The organism is Pseudoduganella ginsengisoli, from assembly GCF_009720865.1.
Classification (GTDB): domain Bacteria; phylum Pseudomonadota; class Gammaproteobacteria; order Burkholderiales; family Burkholderiaceae_D; genus Rugamonas; species Rugamonas ginsengisoli.
Window position 1 is genome coordinate 297,500 of sequence record NZ_WNLA01000001.1, and the last position, 26,374, is coordinate 323,873.

The 26,374-nt window shown below is 62.8% G+C and carries 21 protein-coding genes; 12 read left to right on the top strand and 9 right to left on the bottom strand.

Annotated features, from left to right (window positions below; genetic code table 11):
* Positions 1–9 precede the first annotated feature (9 nt).
* Positions 10–843, top strand: a complete 834-nt coding sequence (locus GM668_RS01285) for a phytanoyl-CoA dioxygenase family protein (RefSeq protein ID WP_155437116.1) — start codon at positions 10–12, stop codon at positions 841–843.
* On the top strand, positions 843–1,661 hold the full coding sequence (locus tag GM668_RS01290; protein ID WP_155437117.1) for a sugar phosphate isomerase/epimerase family protein: 819 nt from the start codon (positions 843–845) through the stop codon (positions 1,659–1,661). Before GM668_RS01285 ends, GM668_RS01290 begins: the two co-directional genes overlap by 1 nt.
* On the opposite strand, the gene GM668_RS01295 is transcribed toward GM668_RS01290, so the two are convergent.
* The 3 genes from GM668_RS01295 to GM668_RS01305 form a co-directional block, all read right to left on the bottom strand.
* The gene (locus GM668_RS01295; RefSeq protein ID WP_155437118.1) at positions 1,649–3,667 is read right to left on the bottom strand and encodes a CHASE domain-containing protein; all 2,019 of its coding nucleotides are present in this window, start codon (positions 3,665–3,667) and stop codon (positions 1,649–1,651) included. The genes GM668_RS01290 and GM668_RS01295 overlap by 13 nt on opposite strands.
* A 165-nt stretch (positions 3,668–3,832) precedes the next feature.
* Positions 3,833–4,921 (bottom strand): HD-GYP domain-containing protein, encoded by a 1,089-nt coding sequence (locus tag GM668_RS01300; RefSeq protein ID WP_155437119.1) that lies wholly within the window; start codon positions 4,919–4,921, stop codon positions 3,833–3,835.
* Between the two features lie 64 nt (positions 4,922–4,985).
* Positions 4,986–5,225, bottom strand: a complete 240-nt coding sequence (locus GM668_RS01305) for a hypothetical protein (RefSeq protein ID WP_155437120.1) — start codon at positions 5,223–5,225, stop codon at positions 4,986–4,988.
* 185 nt (positions 5,226–5,410) lie between these two features.
* Between GM668_RS01305 and GM668_RS01310 the strand changes: the two genes are divergently transcribed.
* The 6 genes from GM668_RS01310 (at position 5,411) to GM668_RS01335 (ending at position 10,242) form a co-directional block, all read left to right on the top strand.
* Positions 5,411–5,878 (top strand): MarR family winged helix-turn-helix transcriptional regulator, encoded by a 468-nt coding sequence (locus tag GM668_RS01310; RefSeq protein WP_155437121.1) that lies wholly within the window; start codon positions 5,411–5,413, stop codon positions 5,876–5,878.
* Positions 5,879–5,911: 33 nt separating this feature from the next.
* Positions 5,912–6,256, top strand: a complete 345-nt coding sequence (locus tag GM668_RS01315; RefSeq protein WP_155437122.1) for a hypothetical protein — start codon at positions 5,912–5,914, stop codon at positions 6,254–6,256.
* Between the two features lie 77 nt (positions 6,257–6,333).
* On the top strand, positions 6,334–7,065 hold the full coding sequence (locus GM668_RS01320; RefSeq protein ID WP_155437123.1) for a 2OG-Fe dioxygenase family protein: 732 nt from the start codon (positions 6,334–6,336) through the stop codon (positions 7,063–7,065).
* A 134-nt stretch (positions 7,066–7,199) separates the two neighbouring features.
* Positions 7,200–8,549: a hybrid sensor histidine kinase/response regulator gene (locus GM668_RS01325; RefSeq protein ID WP_170305444.1), complete on the top strand. Its 1,350-nt coding sequence runs from the start codon at positions 7,200–7,202 to the stop codon at positions 8,547–8,549.
* Between the two features lie 14 nt (positions 8,550–8,563).
* Entirely contained in the window at positions 8,564–9,361 is a 798-nt protein-coding gene (locus GM668_RS01330; protein WP_155437125.1) for a response regulator, read from the top strand.
* A 251-nt stretch (positions 9,362–9,612) separates the two neighbouring features.
* Complete coding sequence (locus GM668_RS01335; protein WP_170305445.1) at positions 9,613–10,242, top strand: PEP-CTERM sorting domain-containing protein; 630 nt, start codon at positions 9,613–9,615, stop codon at positions 10,240–10,242.
* A 4-nt stretch (positions 10,243–10,246) separates the two neighbouring features.
* Here GM668_RS01335 and GM668_RS01340 read toward each other — a convergent pair whose 3' ends face one another.
* On the bottom strand, positions 10,247–11,530 hold the full coding sequence (locus GM668_RS01340; RefSeq protein ID WP_155437127.1) for a DUF1501 domain-containing protein: 1,284 nt from the start codon (positions 11,528–11,530) through the stop codon (positions 10,247–10,249).
* 2 nt (positions 11,531–11,532) lie between these two features.
* Positions 11,533–12,936 (bottom strand): DUF1800 domain-containing protein, encoded by a 1,404-nt coding sequence (locus GM668_RS01345; RefSeq protein WP_155437128.1) that lies wholly within the window; start codon positions 12,934–12,936, stop codon positions 11,533–11,535.
* Positions 12,937–13,150: 214 nt separating this feature from the next.
* Between GM668_RS01345 and GM668_RS01350 the strand changes: the two genes are divergently transcribed.
* From GM668_RS01350 to GM668_RS01365, 4 genes are read left to right on the top strand one after another with little or no spacing between them, the layout of a single operon-like run.
* On the top strand, positions 13,151–13,822 hold the full coding sequence (locus GM668_RS01350; RefSeq protein ID WP_155437129.1) for a TetR/AcrR family transcriptional regulator: 672 nt from the start codon (positions 13,151–13,153) through the stop codon (positions 13,820–13,822).
* Positions 13,822–15,378, top strand: coding sequence for a TolC family protein (locus GM668_RS01355; RefSeq protein ID WP_155437130.1), 1,557 nt, complete (start codon positions 13,822–13,824; stop codon positions 15,376–15,378). The genes GM668_RS01350 and GM668_RS01355 overlap by 1 nt, the downstream gene beginning before the upstream one ends.
* 12 nt (positions 15,379–15,390) lie before the next feature.
* Positions 15,391–16,560: an efflux RND transporter periplasmic adaptor subunit gene (locus tag GM668_RS01360; protein ID WP_155437131.1), complete on the top strand. Its 1,170-nt coding sequence runs from the start codon at positions 15,391–15,393 to the stop codon at positions 16,558–16,560.
* A 9-nt stretch (positions 16,561–16,569) separates the two neighbouring features.
* On the top strand, positions 16,570–19,704 hold the full coding sequence (locus tag GM668_RS01365; protein ID WP_170305446.1) for an efflux RND transporter permease subunit: 3,135 nt from the start codon (positions 16,570–16,572) through the stop codon (positions 19,702–19,704).
* Between the two features lie 2 nt (positions 19,705–19,706).
* Here GM668_RS01365 and GM668_RS01370 read toward each other — a convergent pair whose 3' ends face one another.
* The 4 genes from GM668_RS01370 to GM668_RS01385 form a co-directional block, all read right to left on the bottom strand.
* Positions 19,707–21,122 carry an efflux transporter outer membrane subunit gene (locus GM668_RS01370; protein ID WP_155437132.1) on the bottom strand — a complete coding sequence of 472 codons (1,416 nt, stop codon included), beginning with the start codon at positions 21,120–21,122 and terminating at the stop codon, positions 19,707–19,709.
* Positions 21,119–22,246: an HlyD family secretion protein gene (locus GM668_RS01375; protein WP_155437133.1), complete on the bottom strand. Its 1,128-nt coding sequence runs from the start codon at positions 22,244–22,246 to the stop codon at positions 21,119–21,121. Before GM668_RS01375 ends, GM668_RS01370 begins: the two co-directional genes overlap by 4 nt.
* On the bottom strand, positions 22,246–23,814 hold the full coding sequence (locus GM668_RS01380; protein WP_371868600.1) for an MFS transporter: 1,569 nt from the start codon (positions 23,812–23,814) through the stop codon (positions 22,246–22,248). The genes GM668_RS01375 and GM668_RS01380 overlap by 1 nt, the downstream gene beginning before the upstream one ends.
* A 241-nt stretch (positions 23,815–24,055) precedes the next feature.
* Complete coding sequence (locus tag GM668_RS01385) at positions 24,056–26,347, bottom strand: catalase (RefSeq protein ID WP_229498807.1); 2,292 nt, start codon at positions 26,345–26,347, stop codon at positions 24,056–24,058.
* Between the last annotated feature and the right edge of the window lie 27 nt (positions 26,348–26,374).

Genomic DNA, 26,374 nt, shown 5'->3' on the forward strand with positions numbered 1-26,374 from the left:
TGCCTTGCCATGCTGACCACTGAACAAAAACAGCAATTCCAGCGCGACGGCTACGTCGTCATCCCCAACTTTAAAAGCCTGGACGAGATCGCCCGCCTGCGCGAACGCGCCGCGCAGATTGTCAACGAATTCGATCCGTCGGTCGCACAAGGCGTGTTTTCCACGAAAAACCAGGCGGCGGACGACTACTTCCTCCGCTCCGACAATACGATCCGCTGCTTTTTTGAAGAAGAAGCGTTTGACGCCGAGGGCAACCTGAAACAGGACAAGTCGCTGTCGATCAACAAGATCGGCCATGCGATGCACGACCTCGACCCCGTATTCCGCGCGTTTTCCACCGATGCGCGCCTGGCGGCCGTGGCGCAAGGCGTGGGCCTGGAAGTGCCGCAAGTGTGGCAATCGATGTATATCTTCAAGCAGCCCGGCATCGGCGGCGAAGTGCGCTGGCATCAGGACGCCACGTATTTCGACACGACGCCCATCAGCGTCACCACGTTCTGGTTCGCGCTGGAAGATGCGACTTTGGAAAACGGTTGCCTGTGGGCTGAACCGGGTGGCCACCGCACGCCGCTGCGCGAACGCTTCCTGCGCAATGGCGATGAGATCCGCATGGAAAAGCTGGACAGCACGCCGTGGCCCGATGACTCCACAGCCGTGCCGCTGGAGTGCAAGGCAGGCAGCCTGGTCTGCTTCCATGGCTTGCTGCCGCACTACAGTGCGCCGAACCGCTCCCCCGTTTCGCGCCACGCGTACACCCTGCACGTGACGGATGGACGCACCGCGTATTCGCCGCAAAACTGGATCCAGCGCGATGCCGCCTTCCCTGTGCGGGGTTTCATCTGATGGACATCCGTATCTTCGCCCCCCAGTGGGGCAGCAATGAATTGCCGGCCAGCGTCTTCGTCCCGAAAGTCAAAGCCGCAGGGTTTGACGGCATTGAAATGTCGGTGCCGATGGATGCCGCCGTGCGCGCGGAATGGGCGGCCCGCATGGCCGACGCGGGCTTGCAGCTGATTGCCGCGCAATGGGAAACCGTGTTCCACCCGCAGTTCGATGAACACAAGGCGGCGTTGGAACGCTTGCTGCGCAATGCGTGCGAAGCGAAGCCCGTGCTGGTCAATTCGCATACGGGCAAGGATTGGTATTCGCGCGAACAAAACCTGGAACTGCTGGCGCTGGCCGATGGCATTGCCAAGGAGTATGGCGTGACGATCGTGCATGAAATCCACCGCAGCCGTTTTTCCGGCCACCCGATGCTGCTGTTGCCTTACCTGCGCGACTTGCCGCAACTGGCATTGACGGCGGACTTGTCGCATTGGTGCTGCGCATGCGAGTCGCTGCTGGAAGACCAGCCGGATACGCTGGACGCCACGCTGCCGCACGTGCGCCATATCCACGCCCGCGTCGGCCACAGCCAGGGCCCGCAAGTGGCGGACTTCCGCGCACCGGAACATGCCGATGCGCTGGCCGCGCATTTAAGCTGGTGGGACCGCGTGGTGGAATTGCGCCGCGCCGCGGCTTGCCCCCTGATGACCTTCACGCCGGAATTCGGCCCGGCCCCTTATACGCAAACTTTGCCGTACACCGGGCAACCGGTCAGCAATGCGTGGGAACTCAATGTCGCGATGAAAGACTTGCTGCGTTCCCGTTACGGCAACTGAGTTTGTTCTTCGTTTTCCACGGCCCGCACAGGCGCCACCATCGGTATCACAATGGTCACGGTGGTGCCTTGCTCGGGTTCGGACTGGATGGAAATCGTTCCCCGCAACACACCGGTGACGATGTTGTAGACGATATTCATGCCCAGCCCTGATCCGCCCTGCCCCATCTTGGTGGTAAAGAAGGGATCGAAAATCTGGTGCAGCGTGCGGGGCGACATGCCGACGCCGTCATCGGAAAATTCCAGCGTGACTTGCCGTTCATGCCCCGGCACCGGCTCCATTTCATGCGCGCGAATAGTCAGCTTGCCGCCATGGCGGCCGTCAAACGCGTGCAGCAGCGCATTACTGATCAGGTTCGACAGCACCTGGCTGACACTGCCCGGATAGGAATCGAATTCCAGCATGTCCGGTATGTCGATGGTGGTTTCGCAGTTGGCGCGGCGCAGCTGGGCGGCATACGTGGCCACGGTATCGCGCACGACACCGGCCAGGTCAAAGCGGCGCCGGTGGCCGCTGGTCTGGTCCACGGCCACCTGCTTGAACGATGTGATCAGCTCCGCCGCGCGGTTCAGCGAACCTGCCAGGATCGAACACGCATGGCGGGTGTCCTTCAGGTGCAGTTCCAGCGCGGAACGCTTGATGCCGCCGCTCTCGGCCAGTTGGCGTTCAAACGCCACCACCATGTCGTCCAGCGCGGACGCCGTCAGCAAGCTGTTGCCGATCGGCGTATTCAATTCGTGCGCAATACCGGCCACCAGCGCGCCCAGCGACGCCATTTTTTCCGACGTAATCAAATTGTTTTGCGCCTGCTTCAAGGTCGCCAGCACCAGCGTCAAATCACGGTGCGCCAGTTCCGCACTGGCCTTCTGCGCCGCCACTTCATCGAGGCTGCGCTCCAGCCCGCGCTGGGTTTCCACCAGCGCCGCTTCCGCCTGTTCACGCACTTTGATATCGCGCTGCAGCTGCTCGGCCAGCGCGCGCCGCTTCAGCGCCGTCACCAGCAGCATGGCAATCAAGGCGCTGATCAACGTACCCGCCGCGCCTATCCATGTGACATAGACCGAGCCATCCGGGTAGCGCGTCCCGGCATGGCCTTCAAAATGCATGACCCAGCGCCGCTCACCCACATCGAGGCCGATATCGGACGTCAGGCCGGGCAACACGGCGGGCCGCGGCGCGCTGCCGACTTTGCCGGCGCTGTCGAACATCAGATTGTCCAGCGTCGGCGGGGCCGGCGTGCGGTCCTGCTGGTAGCCCGCGTCATTGATGCGGATCGTCATATGGGCCAGCAGCGGCGTATCGACCACTTCGCGCATCAGGTTATGCACGCGGAACACAATGGCGACAAATCCCACCAGCGCGGCGCGGCGCTCTTCCACGGTATCGATGGGCGCCCCCGGGCGATAAACCGGCGCCCGGGCGACAAAGCCCGGCTGGCCGCTGGTGTCTTGCACCAGCGTGATGCGCTCGGTGGCGACAATACGGTTGATGTCGCGCCCCAGTTCCAGCGCGCGCCGGTGCGGCGGCAGCGCACCCAGGTCGAGGCCGAACGCATTTTCATTGCCGGCCATCGGCTCGTTGAATTCAATGATGTAATGCAGGTCGCGGGCGGCGGCGGGATGGATATTGAATTGCGGGTAGCCGCCCGGCACCAGCGTGGCGTCGCTCTTGATGGCGGCCGTATAGCGGGGCAAATCCTCGGCAGGAACCACACGCACAAACTGGATGGCCTGGAAACCCGGATAGCGTTCCGTCAGGTGCAATTCACGGACGTAGCGGGAAAACTGGACGCGCGTGACGTCATGCTGGACGGCTGCCAAGCCCTTGATACTGAGCAGCATGTCGAAATACGTTTGCAGGCGGATCGACGTATCGCGGGCGATCTTGTCGGCATCGCGCTGGAAGTTGGTACGTACGATTTGCTGCTGGGCATCTGCAACAAACAGGCATACCCATACCGTGACGCAGAGTCCCAGGAGAAAAGCCAGGTAACCGTGTATCCGCATGCGAGCTCCACGATTGCTCAACGGCATCGCCGTCAGATGCGCTGACTATAGCATAGTGACGTTCAATTGATATCGGTCAACTACCGTGGCTACAACACTGCTACTGACTAATGCTTCCGTGTAAGCACTGTGTCAGGTTAGGTCCTGCAACGAGTCCCGGGAAGCTTAGTCCTGGAATTCCGCTGCGATTGCCATAAATTGCTCTTCCACCATCAATAAAGCATCGACCACATCCGGGTCAAAATGTTCGCCGCTGCCCTGGCGGATCAATTCAATGGCGGTTTCATGCGTAAAGGCGGGTTTATAGACGCGCTTGGAAATCAGCGCGTCATACACGTCCGCCACGGCCATCAGCCGCGCCGACACGGGAATGGCTTCGCCCGACAACCCTTGCGGATAGCCGGAACCATCATATTTTTCCTGGTGCGAATACGCGATTTCCCGGGCAAAGCGCAGGAAGTTATTGGAAAAGCCCAGCCGCTGTTCAACGTCGGCAATGGCATTGCGGCCATACACCGTGTGCAGCTTCATTTGCGCAAATTCTTCATTCGACAGCGGCGCCGGTTTCAGCAAAATCGCATCAGGGATGCTGACCTTGCCAATATCGTGCAGCGGCGCAGCCTGGTACAGGAAGCCGATATTACGGGCCGACAATTCGTGCGAAAAGCGGGGATGGTTTTGCAACTGGCGCGCCAGCGCCGTGATGTAATGCTGGACGCGGCGCAAGTGGTTGGCGGTTTCGTAATCGCGCGTCTCGGCCAGCGACGCCATGGCCCACACCACGGCATCGATCATTTGCGTCAATTCCTGCGTGGTTTCCGACACCATTTCTTCCAGGTGCAGGCGCTGGTGGCGCAGCAATTCAGCCGAACGGGTCAGCTGCAGGTGCGTGGCCACGCGTGCGAAGACCGTTTCCGGCAGCAGCGGCGTATGCAGCACGTCGGCAGCGCCAGCGGCAAAGCTGTGCTGTTCTTCGGCGGCCTGGCCTTGCGGGATGGCCAGCAGGACAGGGATGGCGGCCGTATCAGGATTGCGCTTTAACTGGCGGCACACTTCAAGGCCATCGATTTCCGGCAGCGCGGCATCGATCAGCAGCAAGTCGGGACGGGGCACTTCTTGCGCTATGCGCAGCACTGCATGGCCGTCTGCGGCCAGTTTGACGTCATACTGTTCGTGCAGCAGGCTGCTAAGCCACAGCAAATTATCCTGCACGGCATCGGCGATCAGCACAGTCGCCTTGGGCTGGTCATTCATCGAGGTCCCCGTTAGTTACCAGACAGCATCATACCGCAAGGTTCCTTCCGGGACAGCGTAGCGGTTACTCACACAGCGCCGGCGTGCCATCTTCCAGCAGCGCACCAAAGCAGCGCGTGCAATGGTAGCAAAACAAATGGGCAACCCGGACATTATCCTGGCGCAGCACCAGTTGCAGCTGGCCTTTGCGGCAAGCCGGGCAAAATTCACGCATCGCACCACACGAGACGACATCTTGCGCAAGGTACGTGTCATCGAAGCGTTCGCCATCGATAACAGTTTGCGGATCGAGTTCAACTAGCATCAGGGGCGGCGCTTCGCTCCTATGTTCTGGCGACCATTTCATTTTCCAGACATCCCTTGAGGTAAATCCAACGTTGCTTTGCGTAGAGACAGACCTGCTTAAACAATAGACAAATTAGCAAAATCTGGCAAGCGATTTTTTGCCGCGAGCTTGCAATCTAATAGCGCGCTATCTATACTGCGTCCATGGAAACCAACCCATCACCTTCGCTGCCTGCCCTGGGCCAAGTCCCGCGCCTGGATGCGCAATTGTGCTTTGCGCTATATTCGACGTCGCTGGCCATGAACAAGCTGTACCGCAAGCTGCTGCGCCGCCTGAACCTCACGTATTCGCAATACCTGGTCATGATGGTGCTGTGGGAAAAAAATGAACAAACCGTGTCGGAAGTGGGCGAGCGCCTGTTCCTGGATTCCGCGACCCTGACGCCGCTGCTCAAGCGCATGGAGCAGGCTGACTTGCTGACCCGCACGCGCTGCCCCAACGATGAACGGCAAGTGATTATTGCGCTGACGGCGCACGGCGATGCGCTGCGCCACGAAGCTGCGAAATTGCCTGAAGCCATCATCAATGCCACCCAGTGCACGCTGGAACAAGTGGTCGGCATGAAAGAACAGTTGAATACGCTGCGGGACAGTTTAATGAAGAATGCCTAAGGCGGATTTAATTCAAACTGGAATTTTCGGGCTATGATGAATGTATTCAACAGCCTGGAGTTCATGATGAGCAAGTCTGTTTATAGTGATGATAACGAACAAGCGCTGGCACGTTTTGGCGTTGCGCCCGGAATCGTCGCCCTGCATGTCGAAGCGGCCCGCCAAGTGTTGCGCGAGCACCAGCAAGTGCTGCGCCGCGACCAGGAAATCGTTCCCAGCTCCATCAGCCATCCCGGGCCGTCCGGCCAAATGATCATGCGCGTCGATGGCGATGCGCGCACCATCTTTGAATTGAATTTCGCACTGGAAGCCAAGGAAGCGCAGCTGGGCATCGCGAAAGATGCGCCATTCGACATTGTCTTCTCGGAACGCGTATAACCGCTTTAACAATAGCTGCCCAGCAAGGGGGCGGCAAGCGTCGTAGAATAGGGGCATCACTGAACGGCCCCATCACAATGACGACTTACGCCCCGATTTACACCCATCCCCAAAGCGTTACTGAAGCATTGCGCAGCGAAGGCTATGCGCTGATGCACCCGCAAGACGTGGCTGCCCTGGCCGGCTGTTCGCTGGCCGGACTGAATGCCCTGATCCCCAGCTGGGATACGCTGGAACTCGACAATTACCTCAAAGATGGGGGCCGCTACCGCCGCCGCCGCCACTCGTGCTTTATCCACGATGAAGCCAAGCTGGCGCAAAGCCCGCACCGCGCGCACTGGCAACCGCTGGAATACAACGCGCTGCACGGCGGCATGCACCGTTTGTTTGAACCGGTGCTGCCGGAAACCGCAGCTGATCCCGCATGGCGCGGCTTGCTGTCATCGATTGCCGGCATCTGCTCCGCCGTACGGGGTAAACAGCCGTGGTATATCGAAGCGCACCAGTTCCGCATCGATACCACCGATGGCATAGGCCGTCCGACGCCGGAAGGCGCGCACCGCGATGGCGTCGATTACGTGGCTGTGCTGCTGATCGGCCGCCATGGCATCAAGGGTGGCGAAACCCGCATTTTTGAAGCCTCCGGCCCGAATGGCAAGCGCTTCACGATGACGGAACCGTGGACCATGCTGCTGCTGGACGATGCGACTGTCATTCATGAATCCACGCCGATCCAGCCAGTGGACCAGCATGGCCACCGCGATACGCTGGTGCTGACTTTCCGCGCAGGCGGCTTCCAGGGAGAATAAACTCATCAGTGTTATATCCGTCACGACCTGCGCGGCCCGGCCTGCGCGGCGCGACCTGCGCGGCCCGGCCAAAAGTTTCCTGCTTTTCAGACAAATCCGATATAGTCACGTGAAAACTTATTGGAGGGCTGTCAGTGGATTCGAGCTACGAAATCGAACCTGGTGAAATAGAAGTACTGATTGTCGAGGACAGCCCGACACAGGCAGAGCGGCTGCGCCGGCTGATCCAGTCGGTGCACTACAAAGCGCGCGTGGCCGCCAACGGACGGCTCGCGCTGGAAGCCATCCGCGAACGCAAACCCCATCTGGTGTTGTCCGACATCGTGATGCCGGAAATGGATGGCTATGAACTGTGCCGCGCCATCAAATCCGACAACGACCTGCGCGACATCCCCGTCATCCTCGTCACGTCGCTGACCGACCCCAAAGACATCATCAGAGGCATCGAGTGCGGCGCCGATAACTTCATCCGCAAACCGTATGCGGAAGATTATCTGCTGAACCGCATCGGCCACATGCTGGTCAACCAAAAGCTGCGCCGCGCCCAGAACATGGAAGTGGGCATTGCGCTGTACCTGGGCGACCAAAAGCACTTCATCAATGCCGAGCGCCAGCAAATCCTCGACTTGCTGATTTCCACTTACGAACAGGCGGTACAGGTCAACAGTGAATTGCAGGCGCGCGAACGGCAAGTGATAGAACTGAACATGCGGCTGGCCCACCACGCGGGCGAGCTGGAAACCATCAACCGCGAAATCGCGCTGAAAAACCTGGAACTGGCGGAAGCATCGCGCATGAAATCCGCGTTCATCGCCAATATGTCGCACGAATTGCGCACACCGCTGAACGCCATCATTGGCTTCACGGGCGCGCTGCTGATGAAGCTGCCAGGCCCGCTGACGGCGGAACAGGACAAGCAGCTCAATACCATCCGCAACAGCGCGCGCCACTTGCTGTCGCTGATTAATGACATCCTCGACGTGGCCAAGATCGAAGCGGGCAAAGTCACGCTGTCGATGGAAGATGTGCAGTGCCAGGATTTAATTGCGGAAGTGGCCGAAACTTTGCGCCCGCTGGCCCTGCAAAAGGGGCTGGCGCTGGAAGTCGACGTGGCGCCGCAGCCCATCGTGCTGCATACCGACCGCCGCGCGCTGACGCAAATCCTCATCAACCTGGCCAACAACGCCATCAAGTTCACGGAAAAAGGCAAAGTGCGCGTCAGCCTGCTGCAGCGCGCCGATGGCGATGGCACGGTGACGGAATTCGCCGTGGCCGACAGCGGCGCCGGCATCCGCGAAGAAGACCAGGCCAAGCTGTTCCAGGCGTTTTCCCAGCTCGACTCGACCTCGACCCGCCACGCGGAAGGGGCGGGTCTCGGCCTGTACCTGTGCCAGAATTTGGCCAACCTGATTGGCGGCTCGCTATTTTTCAGCAGCGATTTCGGCCACGGCAGCACCTTTACGCTGGCGCTGAAAAACAAATAGTCGCAGGAGCCAAGATGGCGCGCGTGCTGATCATTGAAGACAACCAGCCCAACATGGATTTGCTGGCCTACCTGCTGTCCGCGTTCGGCCACCAGCCGCTGTGCGCCTATGACGGCGTGGAAGGCGTGGAACTGGCGCGCGACGCCCTGCCCGACCTGATCGTCTGCGACTTGCATTTGCCACGGCTCGATGGCTATGGCGTCGTGCGTACATTGAAAGGCGATCCCGCTACCCGCGCCATTCCCGTGCTGGCCGCCAGTGCGCTGCCGGTGACCGATGGCGGTGCGGCATTGCGCGCAGCAGGTTTCGACGGCCATTTGCCGAAGTCGCTGGAACCCGATGCCTTGATCCCGTCGCTGGAAGCATGGCTGGCGCCACACCAGCGGGGCGTATTGCCCGACAGCCATGATGATGACGCAGCGCCGCACGCTGCGTCCGGCGAACCCGGCACGCTGCGCCTGTTGCTGCTTGACGCCGCCCCCGACAATTGCGGCCTGGCAGCCAGCATTGCCCAGCACCTTGGCTATGCTGTCACGGTCGCCACCACTAGCGGCGAAGCGGACGCCTGTGCCGGCCAGCCGTTTGACCTGCTGCTGTGCGACCTGGACGGTGCGGTTGCCCATGCGGACGCCTTGCTGGCGGCGGCAGCGCGCCACTGGCCTGCATTGCCCATGGTGGCGATCCGCGCTGCCGACGGCGACGCGGCGCCTGCCGCCCTCGCTGCCCGCCACCCGGCGCCGATCCTGCTGGCGCATCCCCTCGAACCGCAAAGCCTCGCTGCCGCACTGGCCGCAGCCCTGCCATCGGCATAACTATCGTAGTTCTACGGTATTGCAATGTGCGGGAGGCGTACCTATATTGAACCTGTCTCCTCCAAAGGTTCTCGGAACATTGGATTCGCCCGCACTGGATGCGGGCATTTTTTTGCCTGTCGCAAAGTTTTACACATTGACCAATAACAAATATTTCCAAATAGCTACTTGATTGATATTTAACATTTTTACTTGATGGCATAAAATTTGCTGTTAATGCAACATAACCACAACAGCAAATGGAGTCCATCATGAAAAAATCACTGTACGCGGCAGGTTTCCTGGTGCTGGCCGGGGCAGCCCAGGCAGCACCTGTCGTGGCAGCCGGGTCGGATTATTCCGTCTACGTTGCTGGGCAATTGAGCGGCAATGGCCTGCACATGACCAATACGTTTGATGGAATGACGGAAACTTTTACGCGGGCGGGTGAAACTTTGTCCGTCAACGATACGGAAACCGGCCTGGGAAGCGGCTTGCACCGCATCACTGTCAATGTCGACGCCACGGGCGACTTGTTCCCCGTGCCGTTCGAAGCCGGCAACACCGGCATCGGCATCGATGGCAATGGCCTGGATTTACTGGGCAATGTCTTCCTGGAAGACGCGTTCATCCATTTCTACATCAACGGCGCCGACGTCTTTACCACGGAAGACTTGGCAGACACTTACCGCGCACTGTTTTCGGGTGCATGGGATGGCAAATTTGCCGGCGCCGACCTGGCTTTTACGGTGGATAACCTGGGCGGCGCCGGCATCAACGGCATCGGCCTGGAATTCCTCGTGTCCGATATTCCCGACGCTACCGTGCCGGAACCGGGCAGCCTCGCGCTGGCCGGCGCAGCACTGCTGGCCATGGCGGCAGCGCGCCGCCGCCGCAGCTAAACGCTTAGCCCAGCAAGGCCAGCCGGCTGCCGGCTGGCAAACCGGGAAACACTTGCGCCAGTTGGCGCGCGTCCAGCCGCAAGTGCTGTTCCGCCACCTGCGCCAGCACAGCGCGGAAATCCGTCGTCACCGGCACATCGCGTCCTTCGTGCAATGCTCCAGCCGACAAGCCGCGCCAGTCACCCAGCACCTTGCCTCCCGACACACCGCCACCCATGACCCACATGGCGTTGCCATGGCCGTGGTCCGTGCCCCGGTTGCCATTTTCCCGCACGGTGCGGCCGAACTCCGACATCACCATTACCACCGTATCGTTGAACATGGGCCCCAGCCGCTTGGCAAATTGCGCCAGGCCCAGCGCCAGCGGCGACAGGCGGTTTGCCAGTTGCCCGGTTCCGGCGCCCTGCCCCGCATGGGTATCCCAGCCACCCAACGCAAAGAACGCCAGCTGGATATTCGGGTCGTTGCGCATCAGCGTGGCCAGCCGCGCCGCATCGTCGGGAAAACCCGCCGGCAGCGGTGCGCCATTGTTCGCGGCCAGCATTTCCTGCTGAAAGTTGCGCTGCATGCCGGACGAGGTTTCCGCCTGCATGCCGGGCTGCGCCTCCGCTGCCGCCATCACTTCGCGGCGCGCTTCCCGGCCATCCTGGTACGCCTTGCCATAGCGCGGATGGCCCAGGTACAGCTTGTCAAACCCGCCGGCCAGCGCAGGCCGTTCCAGCACTCCCGCCTTGCCGGCTGACGCGACACTGGCCAAATTCACAGCGGGCGCCGGCCCCGCCAGGATACGCGGCAACACCGGGCCGATACTGAGCGTGCGCGTTGGCGTGGACATGCCGGGCAACGCAGACGCCAGCCGGTTCATCCAGCCATCCGGCGTGGTTTTAATGCCCGGCGTGGCGGACTCCATATAATCTTGCGCATCAAAGTGCGACCGGGTCGGATCCGGCGAACCGCAGGCGTGGATAAACGCCAGCTTGTGTTCTTGCCACAGCGGCATCAACGGCGCCAGCGCCGGATGCAAGCCAAAATAGCCATCCAGGTCCAGCGCGCCATCGTCCTTGCCCGGTGCGGCCAGTGCGATATTGGGCCGCGCCTGCACATAATCGGCGTCCGCCACGGGCGCGACGATGTTCAAGCCATCGGCCGCGCCGCGCAGCATGACTACCACCAGCTTGCGCCGCGTATCCTGCGACGCGGGCGCCGTGGCGGCCCATGCAGCGCGCCCCAGCGGCGCCATGCTGCCCGCGCCCGCCGCCAGCAGCGTTAAAAAGTCGCGTCGTTCCATGATCAGTGCTCCATAAAATCGGGACTGCCCAGCAACAGCGCCGCCTGCACGCGCGGCGCTCCCGTATCGACCGTGCTCCACGTGGCCGGCGTGATGGCCGGTCCCAGCGCCGTACGCAGCGCGGCCGTGTCGGCATCCTTGCCCAGCAAGACCGCATAGCCGATGCGCATGGCCAGCGCGTCCGGGTTCAGCCACGCCTGCTGCGTATTCTTGTAGCCGTCAGGCGTCTGGCAGCCATACAGCGGCATGCCGAGGCGGTTCAGCGCAGCCAGCGCGGCTTTCGAACTATCGGCTGGCGCACCGGCCGCGCGCAAGGCCGAGACGACGTACTGGTAAGGCGTCTTGAATTTCGCACCCCGCGCTGCCGGCGCCATGAATTCACTGCTGGCAAACAGCGTTTGCAGCACGCTGCGGATGTCGCCATTGGTTTCCGTGAAGCGCTGCGCCAGCCGGTCCACCAGTGCAGGCGGCGGCTGGTCTTGCACGAAATACTGGGCCAGCTTGTAGGCGATATGGTGCGCCGTCGCGGGATGGGCCGCGAGGATATCGAGCGCCATTTCCCCCTCCGCCTGGCCCGCTGCCGTTACCGTCCGGCCCAGCCACTGCTTGACGCCGTTATCGTGCCGCCGCGCGTCGAAATAAAACGTTTCATTGCTGTCGGCCAGGCGGCGCGGCGCATAAGTCCACCCCGTCAGCATGCGCGCCAGGGCCAATACGTCGCGCTGCGTATAGCCGCCATCGACGCCCAGCGTATGCAGTTCCATCAGCTCGCGCGCATAGTTTTCATTCAAGCCGCCAGCCTTCGACACCCAGTTATCGAGATAAAACAGCATGGCCGGATGCCTGGCCGTGGCGCCCAGCAATGCGCGGAAATTGCCCATCGCGTAGGGACGGATGGCGTCGCGCTCGTAGCTGGCGACCAGCGCCCGGTCCTGGCCCTTGCCGGCATACACATTGAAATGGTTGAACCAGAAATCCACCATGACTTCTTCCAGCTGGCGGGGGCTGGCGACGGCGCGCAGCAAGCGCGCCTCGGCGGTTTCCTGTGCAATACGGGCCACGACGGCACGGCGCTGCTCCTTTGCGCCTTCCTCTTCGCCCCGCACGGCTTGCTGCGCGGCCTGGAACTGGCCCAGCACGGCACCGGCCGGCATTTGCACGGTGGACAGCGCGGCCAGCCGCGCCGTCAGCGCTTCCGGCAGCGGTATGGATTCCGGCTGCAACTGGCGGGCAATCCACTGCTGCGGTCCCATGCGCACCACCTGGCCGATGTCGCCCGGCGCGGGTCCATACGCCAGCCGGTTCAGCACATGCAGCGCGGTTTCCCGCTCATCCTTTGTTCCTTCCAGCGGCGCCGGGTCTTCCGCGAACACGGCCCCCGCCACAAACCAGAATAAGAGCAGCATCTTGCTCCATGCTCGCATGTTTGCCTCCCGTGCTGTCGCCATAAGATTGTCAGGACATAACCAAGACTCTGAACTGCCAGTGTAGCCGCCGCCATCTGCCACAACCGCCTCTGCCATGTTTAGATCGTAAGCAAATGTTACGTTCGGCTGAATATTTAATCAAACGATCGATTGACTTATATCAATCGTTTGAATCTTGTGGTTAAATGTCAAGATGAACGATCGAAACAAAATAAAAAAATCGCGCTCCGACGGAGAACAGTCGCGCGAACGGCTGCTGCTGGCCGCCATGCGGCTGTTTGCCGAACAGGGTTATGCCAAAGCCTCCACCCGCGAAATCGCCCTCGCGGCGGGCGCCAATGTAGCGGCGATCAGTTATTACTTTGGCGATAAAGCCGGCTTGTACCGGGCCGCTTTTGCCGCCATGTCGCTGGACCCGCACCAGAACATCGCGTCGTATGACCAGCCGCATTTAACGCTGCGCCAGTCGCTGGAAATATTTTTCACCCAGATGCTGGCGCCGCTGCGCGAAGGCGACATCTCGCAACTGTGCAACCGCCTGTGGTTCCGCGAAATGCTGGAACCGACAGGGCTGTGGGCCAATGAAATTGAAAACAATATCCGGCCCGAACATGAAGCCATGGCGCGCATCATTTGCCGCCACCTGGGCCTGGCCGAGCCGGATGATGAAATCCACCGGCTGACTTTTTGCGTAGCGTCGCAGGCGCTGCTGCTGATGGTTGGCAGCGACGTGGTCAAGACACTCACGCCGCAACTGTTGAATGGGCCCGATGCGATCGGCCCATGGATCACACGGTTTACCAGTTTTGCCGAAGCGATGATCGAGGCAGAGAGAAATATACGTACCCAAAAAAAGGACTCTTGATGAATTCAACTCATCTCACGGCAGCCAACGCCAGGCGTACCACGCTGGCTTTGGCTGTTGCCGTGGCGCTGGGCGGCTGCTCGCTGACGGCGCCATCGGCCAAAGTGGATGCGCCCATTCCAGCGCAATGGCAGGCCGCCCTGCCTCACAATGGCGACGTCACGGACTTGAACCAGTGGTGGCGCAACCAGGGCGATCCCCTGCTGGCGCAACTGGTCGACGCGGCGCAAGCTGCCAGCCCGACGGTCGCGCAGGCGTCCGCGCGCATCGCACAATCGCGCGCCGAGCGCGTGGCGGCCGGCGCCGCGCTGGCGCCCAATGTGGACCTGGTGGCCAGCGCGCAGCGCATGAGCCAGCAGTCGGCCGTTCCGACCGGCACCACCGTGCAAGGCGCGCTGCAGGCGTCGTGGGAAATCGACATCTTCGGCGCCGGACGCGCGACCCGCAATGCCGCACAGGCCCGCCTGGAAGGAGCGCACGCAGGCTGGCATGAAGCGCGCGTGTCGATCGCAGCGGAAACAGCCAACCAGTATTACAGCCTGCGCGCCTGCGAACAAATGCAGACGGTGGCCGTGCAAGATGCAGGCTCGCGCGCCCACACGGCGCGCCTGACGGAACTCAGTTCCAAGGCGGGCTTCGTGTCGCCGGCCGATGCCGCTATGGCCCGCGCCAGCGCCGCCGATGGCCGCAACCGCGCCACGGCGCAGCGCGCCACGTGCAATATCGCGGTCAAAGGCTTGTCGGCGCTGACGGCGATCCCTGAAGCAGAGCTGCGCGCCAAACTGGCCGATGGCGCAGCCACCGCGTATGCCGCGGCACAGGCGGCATTGCCTGCGGCCGCCCGCAACGCCGCCGTTGCCGCCACCGGTACGGCCGCCGGCAGCACGCAAGCTCCTGCTACCGCCGCTCCCCCTGCCATGACAGACGCCAGCCCGGCAATTGCCATCGCATCGCTGCCGGCCCAGGTGCTGAGCCAGCGCCCGGACGTTTATACGGCTGAGCGCGACGTGGCTGCCGCCAGCTATGAAGTGGGCGGCGCGCAGGCGCAGCGCTATCCCCGCGTGGCGCTGTCGGGTTCCATCGGTGCGGCGAATTTCCACACCGGCGGGCAAAATACCCAGCTCGATACGTGGACCGTGGGCCCGCTGGCGCTGCAATTGCCGGTATTCGACGCCGGCCGCCGCCGCGCCAATATCGATGCGGCACAAGCGCGCTATGACTCTGCCGTGGTGGCGTACCGCGCCACGATCCGCAATGCCGTGCGCGAAGTGGAACAGGCACTGGTAACGCTGAACGCCACCAGCGAGCGCGCGGCGGACGCGCATACGGCGCTGGCAGGCTACCGTACCGCATTTGCGGCCACCGAAGACCGCTACAAGAACGGCATGGCCAGCCTGCTGGAACTGGAAGATGCGCGCCGCATGCGGCTCGCTGCAGAAAACACGGTGATCACGTTGCAACAGGAACGCAGCGCAGCCTGGGTCGCGCTGTACCGCGCGGCCGGCGGCGGCTGGAATCCTGGCCAAGCCGCCGAAACCACAGCGAATAAACAATAACGGAACCGACCAATGAAGAATACCCTGCAAACCCGTCTCCGCCCACTGCTGGTGCTGATGGCTGCCGCCTTTGCGCTGCATGCCGCGCTGTCTCCTTCCGCGCAGGCGGACGACAAAGCCGCCGCCGCACCGAAAGCCGCGCTGACCGTCACCACTGCCAAGCCGTCCACCAGCCGCCTGCCGATCACCATCGGCGCCAACGGCAATATCACGGCATGGCAGGAAGCGTCGATCGGCAGCGAATCGAATGGCTTGCGCCTGACGGAAGTAAAAGTCAACGTGGGCGACGTGGTCGACAAGGGCGACGTGCTGGCCACGTTTTCCAGTGAAACCGTGAATGCCGACCTGGCGCAAGCCAAGGCAGCGCTGATGGAAGCGGAAGCCAGTGCGGCCGAAGCCACCGCCAATGCACAGCGCGCCCGCGCACTCGACACGTCCGGCGCCCTGTCGGCCCAGCAGATCAGCCAATACCTGACCAACGAACAAATGGCCAAGGCGCGCGTGGCGTCGGCCAAAGCCGCCGTGGCCAGCCAGTCGCTGCGCCTCAAATACACGCAAGTGACGGCGCCCGACAGCGGCGTGATTTCCGCCCGCATGGCCACCGTGGGCGCCGTCGCCGGTCCGGGCACGGAATTGTTCCGCATGATCCGCCAGGGCCGCCTGGAATGGCGCGCGGAAGTCACGGCAGCGGATTTGCCGAAAATCCGCACCGGCGCTACCGCTATCGTGAAAGCCGCGAACGGCACGGAATTGACGGGCAAGGTGCGCATGGTGGCGCCGACCGTCGATCCGCAAAACCGCTTTGCGCTGGTGTATGTCGACCTGCCTGCCGTGAAAGGCAAAGACGGCGCCGCCTTCAAGGCCGGCATGTTTGCCAGTGGCCGTTTCGAGCTGGGCGCCAGCGAAGCATTGACCTTGCCGCAGCAGGCCGTCGTCGTGCGTGATGGCTTCAGCTATGTGTTCCGCGTCAACCCTGACAAGAAAGTGTCGCGCATCAAGGTGACGGCAGGCCGCCGCATCGGCGAACAGGTGGAAATCGTGTCCGGTATTGACGCGAACTCGCAAGTGGTAGTCAGCGGCGCCGGTTTCCTCAATGATGGCGACGTGGTCAGTGTGGCGGCGGCCCCCGCTCCGGCGCCCGTCCCGGCAGGCAGCGCGGCAAAAGCCGCCAAGCCCCGATAAGGAGCCGCTGTGAACTTATCTTCCTTATCGATCAAGCACCCGATCCCCGCGATCATGCTGTTCTTCCTGCTGTCGTTTGCAGGATTGCTGGCCTATAAAGCCAACCCGGTACAAGACTTCCCGGACATCCAGCTGCCTGTGGTGATTGTCACCGCCAGCTTGCCGGGCGCTGCGCCGGCCCAGCTGGAAACCGAAGTGGCGCGCAAGATCGAAGATGCGATCGCGCCGCTGCAAGGCGTGAAACACATCCACACCTCCGTGCTGGACGGTGTCGCCACCGTGACGGTGGAATTCAACCTGGAGAAGAATGTCTCCGACGCCGTCAATGAAATCCGCGACGCCGTGGCCCAGGTGCGGGCCGACATGCCGGGCGAATTGCGCGACCCGGTCGTCAACAAGGTGTCGACCGCAGGCCGCTCCGTGCTGACCTATACCGCATCGGCCAAGGACAGCAAGGCGACCGACATCCAGGAATTGAGCTGGTACGTCGACAATGACGTGACCAAGCGCCTGCTGACGGTGAAAGGCGTGGGCCAGGTCAAGCGCATCGGCGGCGCCCTGCGTGAAATCCGCGTGGAACTCGACGACAGCCGTATGGCGGCGCTGAAGGTGTCGGCGCTCGACGTATCGCGCCAGCTGCGCATGGTGCAGCGTGAAGCGCCGGGCGGCCGTGGCGACGTATCCGGCGCGGAGCAGTCCGTGCGCACCATCGGCACCGTGAAAAGCGCGGCCGAGCTGGCGGAGCTGGATATCCCGCTGCCGGAAGGCCGTCATATCCGCCTCGACCAGGTGGCCACCGTCACCGACACGACGGCGGAAAGGCGCGCCGTGGCGGAACAGGATGGCAAGCCGGTGGTGGCGTTTGAAGTCTTCCGCACCAAGGGCGCCAGTGAAACGCAGGTGGCCAATGATGTGAAAGCTGCCATCGAAGAAATGCGCAAGGCGCATCCGACGTACGACCTGCACATGTCGATCGACAATGCCGCGCCTATCCATGAAAACTTCGAAGGCTCGATGGAACTGCTGTATGAAGGCGCGATCCTGGCCGTGCTGGTGGTGTGGTGGTTCTTGCGCGACTGGCGCGCCACGCTGGTTGCAGCGGCGGCGCTGCCGCTGTCGGTGCTGCCGGCCTTCCTCGGCATTTATTTGTTCGGCTATACGCTCAACACCGTGACCCTGCTGTCGCTGGCGCTGGTGGTGGGCGTGCTGGTGGACGACGCCATCGTGGAAATCGAGAATATTTCGCGCCACCTGCGCATGGGCAAATCGCCGTATGAAGCGGCGATGGAAGCTGCCGATGAAATCGGGATGGCCGTGATTGCCACCACGTTTGCACTGGTGGCCGTGTTCCTGCCGACCGCGTTCATGGGCGGCATCCCCGGCCTGTTCTTCAAGCAGTTCGGCTGGACCGCCGTGCTGGCCGTGCTGGCGTCGCTGGTGGTCGCCCGTTTGCTGACGCCGATGATGGCGGCCTATATCCTGAAGCCGGTCGCGCACACCGATGAAGTGGACGGCCCCGTCATGCAGCGCTACATGCGCGTCATGCAGTGGTGCCTGAAGCATCGCCTGATCACGGCCATCGCGTCGGCAGCTTTCTTTGTCGGCTCCATCATGCTGGTGCCGCTGCTGCCGACCGGCTTCGTGCCGCCGGCCGACCGTGGCCAGACGCAAGTGACGGTGGAATTGCCGCCGGGTTCGACCTTGAAGGAAACGCGCGCGATTGCCGAGCAGGCCCGCGTGGCCGCCATGGAAGTCAAAGGCGTGGTCGGCATCTTCAGCTCGATCGGCGGCGGCTCGTCCGGCGACGCCTTTGCGCCGGGCGCCGCAGCCGAAGCGCGCCGCGCCGTGCTGACCTTGACTACCGTGCACCGCAACGACCGCAAGGAAACCGTCGCGCAAATGGAAGAAAAAATCCGCACGCGCCTCAACAGCATTCCCGGCGCCCGCTTCACCGTGGGGCCGCAAGATACGGGTGTGAAAATGCAGCTGGTGCTGCAAAGCGAAAACGCGCAGGCGCTGATTGAATCGGCACAAAAAGTCGAGCGCGAATTGCGCACGCTGAAAGGCATCGGCAACGTCAATTCCAGCGCATCGCTGGTGCGTCCCGAAATCATTGTGCGCCCTGACTTTGCCCGTGCGGCGGACCTGGGGGTGACGTCGGCCGCCATCGGCGAAACCGTGCGCGTGGCGACGGCCGGCGACTACGACTTCGACATGACGAAGATGAATTTGCCGGAGCGGCAAGTGCCGATCCGCGTCAAGCTGCCGGACGCCGTGCGCGCCGACCTCGACGCCATCGGCCGGCTGACGGTGCCGGGCAAGAATGGCCCCGTGATGCTGTCGACCGTGGCGGACATTTCCATGGAATCCGGCCCGGCGCAAATCAACCGCCTGGACCGTTCACGCAACGTCACGCTGGAAGTGGAATTGAATGGCCGCTCGCTGGGTGAAGTCAATGAAGAAGCACGCGCGCTGCCATCGATGAAAGCGCTGCCGCCATCCGTGCACATCGCGGAACTGGGCGACGCGCAGGAAATGCAGGCGCTGTTTGCCAGCTTCGGTATCGCGATGCTGATCGGCGTGATTTGCATTTACTGCGTGCTGGTGCTGCTGTTCCAGGACTTCATGCAGCCAGCCACGATTCTCGCGGCGCTGCCGCTGTCGATCGGCGGCGCCTTTGTCGCGCTCTTGATTACCCGCAGCGCGCTGTCGATGCCATCAATGATCGGCTTGATCATGCTGATGGGGATCGTGACGAAGAACTCGATTCTGCTGGTCGATTACGCCATCATTGCGCGCCGCGAAGGCATGAAACGTTTCGACGCGCTGGTCGATGCGTGCCACAAGCGTTCGCGCCCGATCCTGATGACCACCATCGCCATGGGCGCCGGCATGATGCCGCTGGCGCTGGGCATGGGTGCGGATCCGAGTTTCCGTGCGCCGATGGCGCGCGCCGTGATCGGCGGCTTGATCACGTCCACCTTGCTGTCGCTGCTGGTGGTGCCGGCCGTATTCACGTACATCGACGACCTGGAACACTTCATGAAACGCTGCCTGGGCATGCTGCGCAAGAACAAGCATGCCGCAGCGGCGCCGCATGAAACGCACAAGCAAATCCAGAACGACGTCATTCCATCGAAATAGCGTTAGGCAGGTCCCCACCCTCCGCCCAGGGCACGGTAAAGGTCTACCGTCGCCACCAGCAGGCGCGCTTTCAACTGAAGGCGCGCCACATCCGCAGCGTACAACGTGCGCTGCGCATCCAACTCTTCCAGGTACGGCGCATAGCCATTGCGGTAGCGGTTGCGCGCAATACGCAGCGTTTCTTCCGCCTGTGCGCGGCGTTCCTCGTTGACCGTCAATTGTTCGCGCAGGCGGGCAATGGCGCCCAGCGCATTGTCTGTTTCCGCAAACGCGGCGCGCGCCGTGTTTTCATAGGCAATCAGCGCCTGGTCGCGCTGGTAGGCGGCGGCTTCCATTTGCGCCTGCCCCCGGCCACCATCGAACAGGGGGCCGGCCACGATGCCGGCCAGCTTCCATAAATGCGCCGGGTCGGCCAGCAAATCGTGCAAGGTGGCTGATTGCAGGCCGCCTTGCACGGTCAGGCGGAACGATGGCAGCAGCTGGCCGCGGGTAGCCGCCAGCTGGGCAACGGCGGCTTGCGCATTGCGGGCCGCGCGGGCAATGTCGGGGCGGCGCTGCAGCAGTTCCGACGGCAGGCCGGCGCCCACTTGCGGCGGCGCCAGATCAGCCAGCGCCCTGCCGCGCGCTATGGGACCGGGATTGCCGCCAGCCAGCATGGCCAATGCATTTTCCTGTTCAAACACCTGGCGCTGCAATAGCGGCACCTGTTCGCTGGCGGCCAGGTATTCCGATTGCGCCTGCAGCCACTCCAGCTTCGAGCTGTATCCCACTTCGAACTGGCGGCGCGCCAGGTCGCGCGAACGTTCACGCGATGCCAGCGTGGCTCGCGCCAGTTCCAGCTGCGCATCGAGGCCCCGCAAATTCAGGTAGCCCGAGGCAATGGTGGCGGCAATCGACAGGCGGGCCGCATCGAGGCCCGCCTGCTCGGCCAGGTAGCTGGCCTGCGCCGCATCGGTTTGCTGCTGCAGCCTGCCCCACACGTCGATTTCGTAGGCGGCCTGGAATTCCGCTACGTAGGCATTGGCCGTGCGGGGTGCACCGGTGGCTGTCAGCGCCCGGGCGCGGGCCGGCGCTGCATCGTAGGTGACGTTCGGCTGCTGCGCCGACTGGGCCACTGCAACGCGGGCGCGGTATTCGGCCACGCGGGCTTGCGCGATGCGCAAGTCGCCGTTGTGCTGAAGTGCCGCGTCTACCAGTGCGGCCAGCGCAGGGTCGCCGTAAGACTGCCACCAGCGGGTATCGGCTGGGGCGGCCATGCCTGCAGCCACGGCCGTGCGCCATCCGTCAGGCGCCTGCAATGCGGACGGTGGCGGCGGAGGCGTCTTGGCGGCGCACCCGGCAAGTATGGCTGCCGCGATCGCCGCCACTGTTGCAGCCAGCGCGGCATTTCCAGCGCCCGCCCTGATGCCGCCATTCATTTCTGTACCCCCGGCGCATCCTTCGGCACGGACGACGTATCAATGCTGACAATGACGGACATGCCGGGCCGCAGCCGCTCTGTTTCGCCCTGCCCCTGGTCGATGCGGATGCGCACGGGGATGCGCTGCGCAATCTTTACATAATTGCCCGTCGCATTATCGGCAGGCAGTACGGCGAATTCCGATCCTGTGGCGGGAGAAATACGTTCCACCTGCCCCGTCATTTGCGCGCCATCCAGCGCATCGACGCGGAACGTCACGCTCTGGCCGATGCGCACGTTATTCATTTGCGTTTCCTTCAAATTCGCCACCACCCACAACTGGCGCGGCACCAGGCCCATTAACTGGGCGCCCGTATTGACGTAAGCGCCCTGGCGCACGGTGACTTGTCCCAGCTGGCCATCGGACGGCGCGGTAATGCGGGTATTGTCGAGGTCTACTTGCGCAGCCTTCAGCGCGGCGGCCGCACTGTCCACTGCCGCTTGCAGCGACTGGCGGTTGACGGTCACGGCTTGCGCCTGTTCCTTCGCGATGTCGAGCGCGGCCCGCGCCTGCGCCACGGCAGCCGTGCTTTGCGCACGGGCGGCTTTTTGCGCATCCTGTTCACGGACGGACAGTGAACCATCGGCCACCAGCACATCGACGCGCGCCAGGTCGGCCTGCGCCCGCGTGGCCTGCGCCTGCGCATTGGCCAGCGCGGCCTCGTTCAGCGCCACCGTCGCATGGGCGCCCCGGCGCGACTGTTCCCAGTTGGCCAGCGCAGCCTGCTGCGCAGCCAGTTGCGCCTGCGCCTGTTCCAGCCGCTGGCGGTATAGGCGGTCATCGAGCTGCACCAGCAAATCACCTGCTTTGACGTGCTGGAAATCCTGCACTTTGACGGCCGTGACATAGCCAGGCAGCTGGGTGCCGATCAGCGTGACCTGGCCACGCACCAGTGCATTTTCCGTCGTCACGATGGGCGTGCTGAACGGCGGCAGGCGCCATGCATACAGCACGACCAACACGCCGATGATCGCCACCAGCAGGAAGCCTGCCACGGCAAAGCGCTGCTGGCGGGTGTCAGCGGGCGGCGTGTCCAGTGCGGCGGCGGGGGCGGTGGATACAGTTTCGGGAGGTGTGCTCATCACGACGATCCTGAGTTATTGAGGGCGACATGGGACAATCCCGCCTGCGGGTTGGATGCAGGCGCTACCTGGCTGGCCGTGCACCTGTTCCACAGCTGATGCGCCAGCATCCATGCGATGGTCGCCACGGCCACCACGCCGATGGCGAGGAAAACATCGTTCCACGCCAGGATATTGGCTTCGCGCGTGGCTGCCGCGCCCAGCGACGCCACGCCTTGCGCACTGCGCACGGCCGGGTCGCCCACGGCGCCGCCCAGTGCGGCCGCGCTGCCCTGGATGCGCGCCGCTACTTGCGGGTCCAGCATCGTCAAGTGTTCGACCAGCTGGCTGGAATGGTATTTTTCACGCACCACTTGCACGGAATTGACCAGTGCTGAACCCAGCAAGCCCCCCAGGTTTTGCGCGATGGTGAACATCAGGGAAAAGCTGATCAAATTGCGCGGAGCGGCAATCACGGCGCCAAAGCCGGAAACAAACGTCGGTCCCAGGAAGAACGTGCCGCCAAACGCCAGCAGGAACTGGCTCACCAGCATTTGCTCGGGGCGCACCAGGCTGGTGGCGCGGCTATCCATGAATGCGCCGATCGCCATCAATGCCAGCGCAAAGATCAGTGACGGCTGGATGCGCGCCGGGGTAATAGTCCACGCGCTGGCCATGATACCGGCCACGCTGCCCGCCAGCGTCGCCAGCCACAGGGTCTGCATCTGGTCATTGCTCATGCCCAGCGATTGCAGCAAGCCGACCGTGGCGGACGCTTCCGATTGCACAATGCGGATCAACAGGACGGAAGCAGCCAGCCGCAGCATGCTGGCGGTACTGAGCCAGCGGGTATTGAGCAGCGGCGTGGCGCGGTGGTGTTCGATCATCAGCGCGCCCGTGATCAGCACGATGGAGGCGGCCAGGCACCAGCCCAGCCATGGCGCTTCCAGCCACCACACGATGCGTCCCAGCGCCAGCACGGCGCACAGCAGTGCAATGCCGGGCGCGAACAAGGCAAAGGTGGCAAAGTCCAGTTTTTCAAAGGCGCGCACGCGGTCGCCGGGCGGCAGCGGCAACAGCAGCACACAGCCCAGCGCCAGCAGCGCCATGCCCAGTTCAAACAAATACAGGCCGCGCCATTCGCTGATTTCCAGCAATTCCGACGAAAACAGCCGCGCCAGCGGCAGCGCCAATTGCGCAAAGCCGACGCCGATCACGACGCCTTTCAGCCGGTGTTCTTTGGAAAACGCTTGCAGCACGTAATACAGGCCCAGCACCGTCAACGCCGCGCCGCTCATGCCGTGCGCCGCCCGCACGGCAATGGCCGACGCCAGCCCGTGCACGAACAGGTGCGCGACAGTGGCCATCACGTACAGCAGCAAGAACAGTTCCGTAAACAGGCGCAAGCCATATTGCTGGCGGAATTTCACCAGCAGCAAATTCATCGACACGTTGGCCATCACATAGGCGGCCGGCAGCCACGCGATTTCCGCGGCATACACGCCAAGGGAACCTTGCAGGTAAGGCAGGTTGACGGTCACGAGCGCATTACCGAGGCCGCCCGTCAGCGCGACGATAAAACCAATCACCAGATATGCCGCCCGCCGCGGCCCCGGATGGTGAGGCGTGGACGGAGAGCCCGGCAACGCCGGACGCTCGTGGGGAAGCCATGTTTGCGGGGCATAGACGTCCATGGGAGCAGGATAGCACTATGCCGCACCCACGTTAAAAATTCTCAGCCCCAACAAACTAGTCGACATTTTGGGGCCTGGCCCCAAAAGCACGGACGTTGACATTTTGGGGCCTGGCCCCAAAAGCACGGACGTTCGTTCACACGATGGGCGGGTCGGTTTCCCTCACCCAGGCACGGCCGCCGGCCAATGCCTGCTTGAAGGCAGGCAGCGCGTCTTGCAAGTCGGAAGGCTCGGTGCCGATCAAGCCGGGATCCGGCGAGCCGTCCGGCAATTGCGCTGGAATCTGCGCCTTGGCCAGCAAAATCGCCCCTTTGCCTACGACCAGGATGGGTTTGCAATGGCGGTATTGCAGCCGCACGAAATCCAGCGCATGGGCATCGGCCGACAGCGTCGTTGCGCCCTGCTCGCCGCAGGGAATCGCCACTGCATCGAACAGCACGCCCGGCGCATTTTCCAGCGTCCGCTCCACTGCAATGGTTCCGCCGTCCGCACCCACCACATTCCCCAGCCATGGGCCCACGATGTGGGGCACGGCGCCATCCGCCTCCAGTGCAGACTGGATCGCCCGCACGCCGTCGCCATCGACGCCATCGGCCACGAGGATCGCTACCTGCCGCGATGCGATGCCCTGTGATCCCGGCCGCGCCATCAGCGACAGCGCCGGCGATGGCGGATACGATGGCAGCGGCAAACTGGTGGCCAGCGGCTGCGGCGGTGGAACCGGCAAGCCCAGTCCCGCGGCAACAGCGGACACCAGCGCATCATCGACATTGGCCAGCATCGACAGCATGCGCACGCGGATGCCCGGCACCATCACCTTGCTCAATTCAAAGCGGAATGCATTGATGATGTGCTGCTGCTCATGGCGCGTCTGGCTTTGCCAGAACAGGCGCGCCTGCGAATAATGGTCGGCAAACAATTCCGGCTTGCCCCGCACCTTGTCTTCCTGCGCTTCCTGCACCCGCACGCTGGTGAACCCCGCCATCCCCGCCTGGTGCGGACAGCCGCCGCCCAGCGAATTAGGCTCATACGCCACCTTGCCCCGGTTGATGGTTTGCCGGTGCATGCCATCGCGCTGGTTGTTGTGCATGGGGCAGACCGGCGCATTGATAGGGATTTCATGGAAATTCGGTCCGCCCAGGCGGCTGATCTGCGTATCCACATATGAATGGATGCGTCCCTGCAGCAAAGGGTCGTTGGTAAAGTCGATGCCGGGGATGATGTGCGCGGTGCAGAAAGCCACCTGCTCCGTCTCGGCAAAGAAATTGTCCGGATTGCGGTTCAAGGTCATGCGCCCCACCACCTTCAACGGCACCAGTTCTTCCGGCACGATCTTGGTGGCGTCCAGCACGTCAAACGGGAATTGCGCAGCCTGTTCTTCCGTGAACGTTTGCAGCGCCAGCTCCCATTGCGGATAGCAGCCCGCCTCGATGGCTTCCCACAAATCGCGCCGGTGGAAATCCGAATCGGCGCCCGAGATTTTCATGGCCTCATCCCACACCAGCGAGTGCGTGCCGGCCAGCGGCAGCCAGTGGAACTTGACGAACACAGAGCCGCCGTCCGCATTCACGAGACGGAACGTATGCACGCCAAAGCCCTGCATCATGCGCAGGCTGCGGGGGATCGCGCGGTCCGACATGGCCCACATCAGCATGTGCATGGATTCCGGCATCAGGGACGTGAAGTCCCAGAACGTGTCATGCGCGCTGGCAGCCTGCGGTATGCCGTTGTGCGGTTCCGGTTTGAGCGCGTGCACCAGGTCCGGGAATTTCATCGCGTCCTGGATGAAAAACACGGGAATGTTATTGCCCACCAGATCCCAGTTGCCTTCATCGGTATAAAACTTGACGGCAAAGCCCCGCACGTCGCGCGCCGTGTCGGTTGAACCGCGCTCGCCCGCCACCGTGGAAAACCGCACGAAGACCGGCGTGCGCTTGCCCGCCTGCGCAAATGGCGCGGCGCGCGTCAAGCTGCTCAAATCTTCATAGGCTTCGAAATAGCCATGGGCGGCGGAGCCCCGCGCATGCACGACGCGCTCCGGAATACGCTCATGGTCGAAGTGCGTGATCTTTTCACGCAAGATGAAGTCTTCCATCAGCGTGGGGCCGCGCACGCTGGATTTCAGCGAATTCTGGTTGTCGGCGACTGGAACGCCCTGGTTGGTCGTCAGGCGCTGTCCGGCGGAATCGGCGCGCACGCGCTCCAGCGAACCATCGTTGGGGTTCGTACCCGGAGGGGGCGGCGCGCCGGTCTTGGGTGATTGCTGGGATTCAGACTGGGTGCCGGCAGTGGCTTCAGGCGTTGCCGGTATATGCTTGCCTGCCGGTGGCGTACGGGACGCGTCGCCATGCTCGGCGGCCTTGTTGGGATTGTGCGTAATCTGGTTTGCCAGGTCGAGTGCGCTGGCGGCAGGGTCTGGTCGGGTCATTGACGTCCTTTCAGGCATGGCGTCATT

Excerpts from the sequence above, each read along its gene's own strand:
- GM668_RS01285 (WP_155437116.1), top strand. The coding sequence starts at position 10 with ATGCTGACCACTGAACAAAAACAGCAATTCCAGCGCGACGGCTACGTC.
- GM668_RS01290 (WP_155437117.1), top strand. The coding sequence starts at position 843 with ATGGACATCCGTATCTTCGCCCCCCAGTGGGGCAGCAATGAATTGCCG.
- GM668_RS01350 (WP_155437129.1), top strand. The coding sequence starts at position 13,151 with ATGAACGATCGAAACAAAATAAAAAAATCGCGCTCCGACGGAGAACAG.
- GM668_RS01340 (WP_155437127.1), bottom strand. The coding sequence starts at position 11,530 with ATGGAACGACGCGACTTTTTAACGCTGCTGGCGGCGGGCGCGGGCAGC.
- GM668_RS01335 (WP_170305445.1), top strand. The coding sequence starts at position 9,613 with ATGAAAAAATCACTGTACGCGGCAGGTTTCCTGGTGCTGGCCGGGGCA.
- GM668_RS01295 (WP_155437118.1), bottom strand. The coding sequence starts at position 3,667 with ATGCGGATACACGGTTACCTGGCTTTTCTCCTGGGACTCTGCGTCACG.
- GM668_RS01360 (WP_155437131.1), top strand. The coding sequence starts at position 15,391 with ATGAAGAATACCCTGCAAACCCGTCTCCGCCCACTGCTGGTGCTGATG.
- GM668_RS01370 (WP_155437132.1), bottom strand. The coding sequence starts at position 21,122 with ATGAATGGCGGCATCAGGGCGGGCGCTGGAAATGCCGCGCTGGCTGCA.
- GM668_RS01330 (WP_155437125.1), top strand. The coding sequence starts at position 8,564 with ATGGCGCGCGTGCTGATCATTGAAGACAACCAGCCCAACATGGATTTG.
- GM668_RS01345 (WP_155437128.1), bottom strand. The coding sequence starts at position 12,936 with ATGCTGCTCTTATTCTGGTTTGTGGCGGGGGCCGTGTTCGCGGAAGAC.
- GM668_RS01355 (WP_155437130.1), top strand. The coding sequence starts at position 13,822 with ATGAATTCAACTCATCTCACGGCAGCCAACGCCAGGCGTACCACGCTG.
- GM668_RS01315 (WP_155437122.1), top strand. The coding sequence starts at position 5,912 with ATGATGAATGTATTCAACAGCCTGGAGTTCATGATGAGCAAGTCTGTT.
- GM668_RS01375 (WP_155437133.1), bottom strand. The coding sequence starts at position 22,246 with ATGAGCACACCTCCCGAAACTGTATCCACCGCCCCCGCCGCCGCACTG.
- GM668_RS01385 (WP_229498807.1), bottom strand. The coding sequence starts at position 26,347 with ATGACCCGACCAGACCCTGCCGCCAGCGCACTCGACCTGGCAAACCAG.
- GM668_RS01320 (WP_155437123.1), top strand. The coding sequence starts at position 6,334 with ATGACGACTTACGCCCCGATTTACACCCATCCCCAAAGCGTTACTGAA.
- GM668_RS01300 (WP_155437119.1), bottom strand. The coding sequence starts at position 4,921 with ATGAATGACCAGCCCAAGGCGACTGTGCTGATCGCCGATGCCGTGCAG.
- GM668_RS01305 (WP_155437120.1), bottom strand. The coding sequence starts at position 5,225 with ATGCTAGTTGAACTCGATCCGCAAACTGTTATCGATGGCGAACGCTTC.
- GM668_RS01310 (WP_155437121.1), top strand. The coding sequence starts at position 5,411 with ATGGAAACCAACCCATCACCTTCGCTGCCTGCCCTGGGCCAAGTCCCG.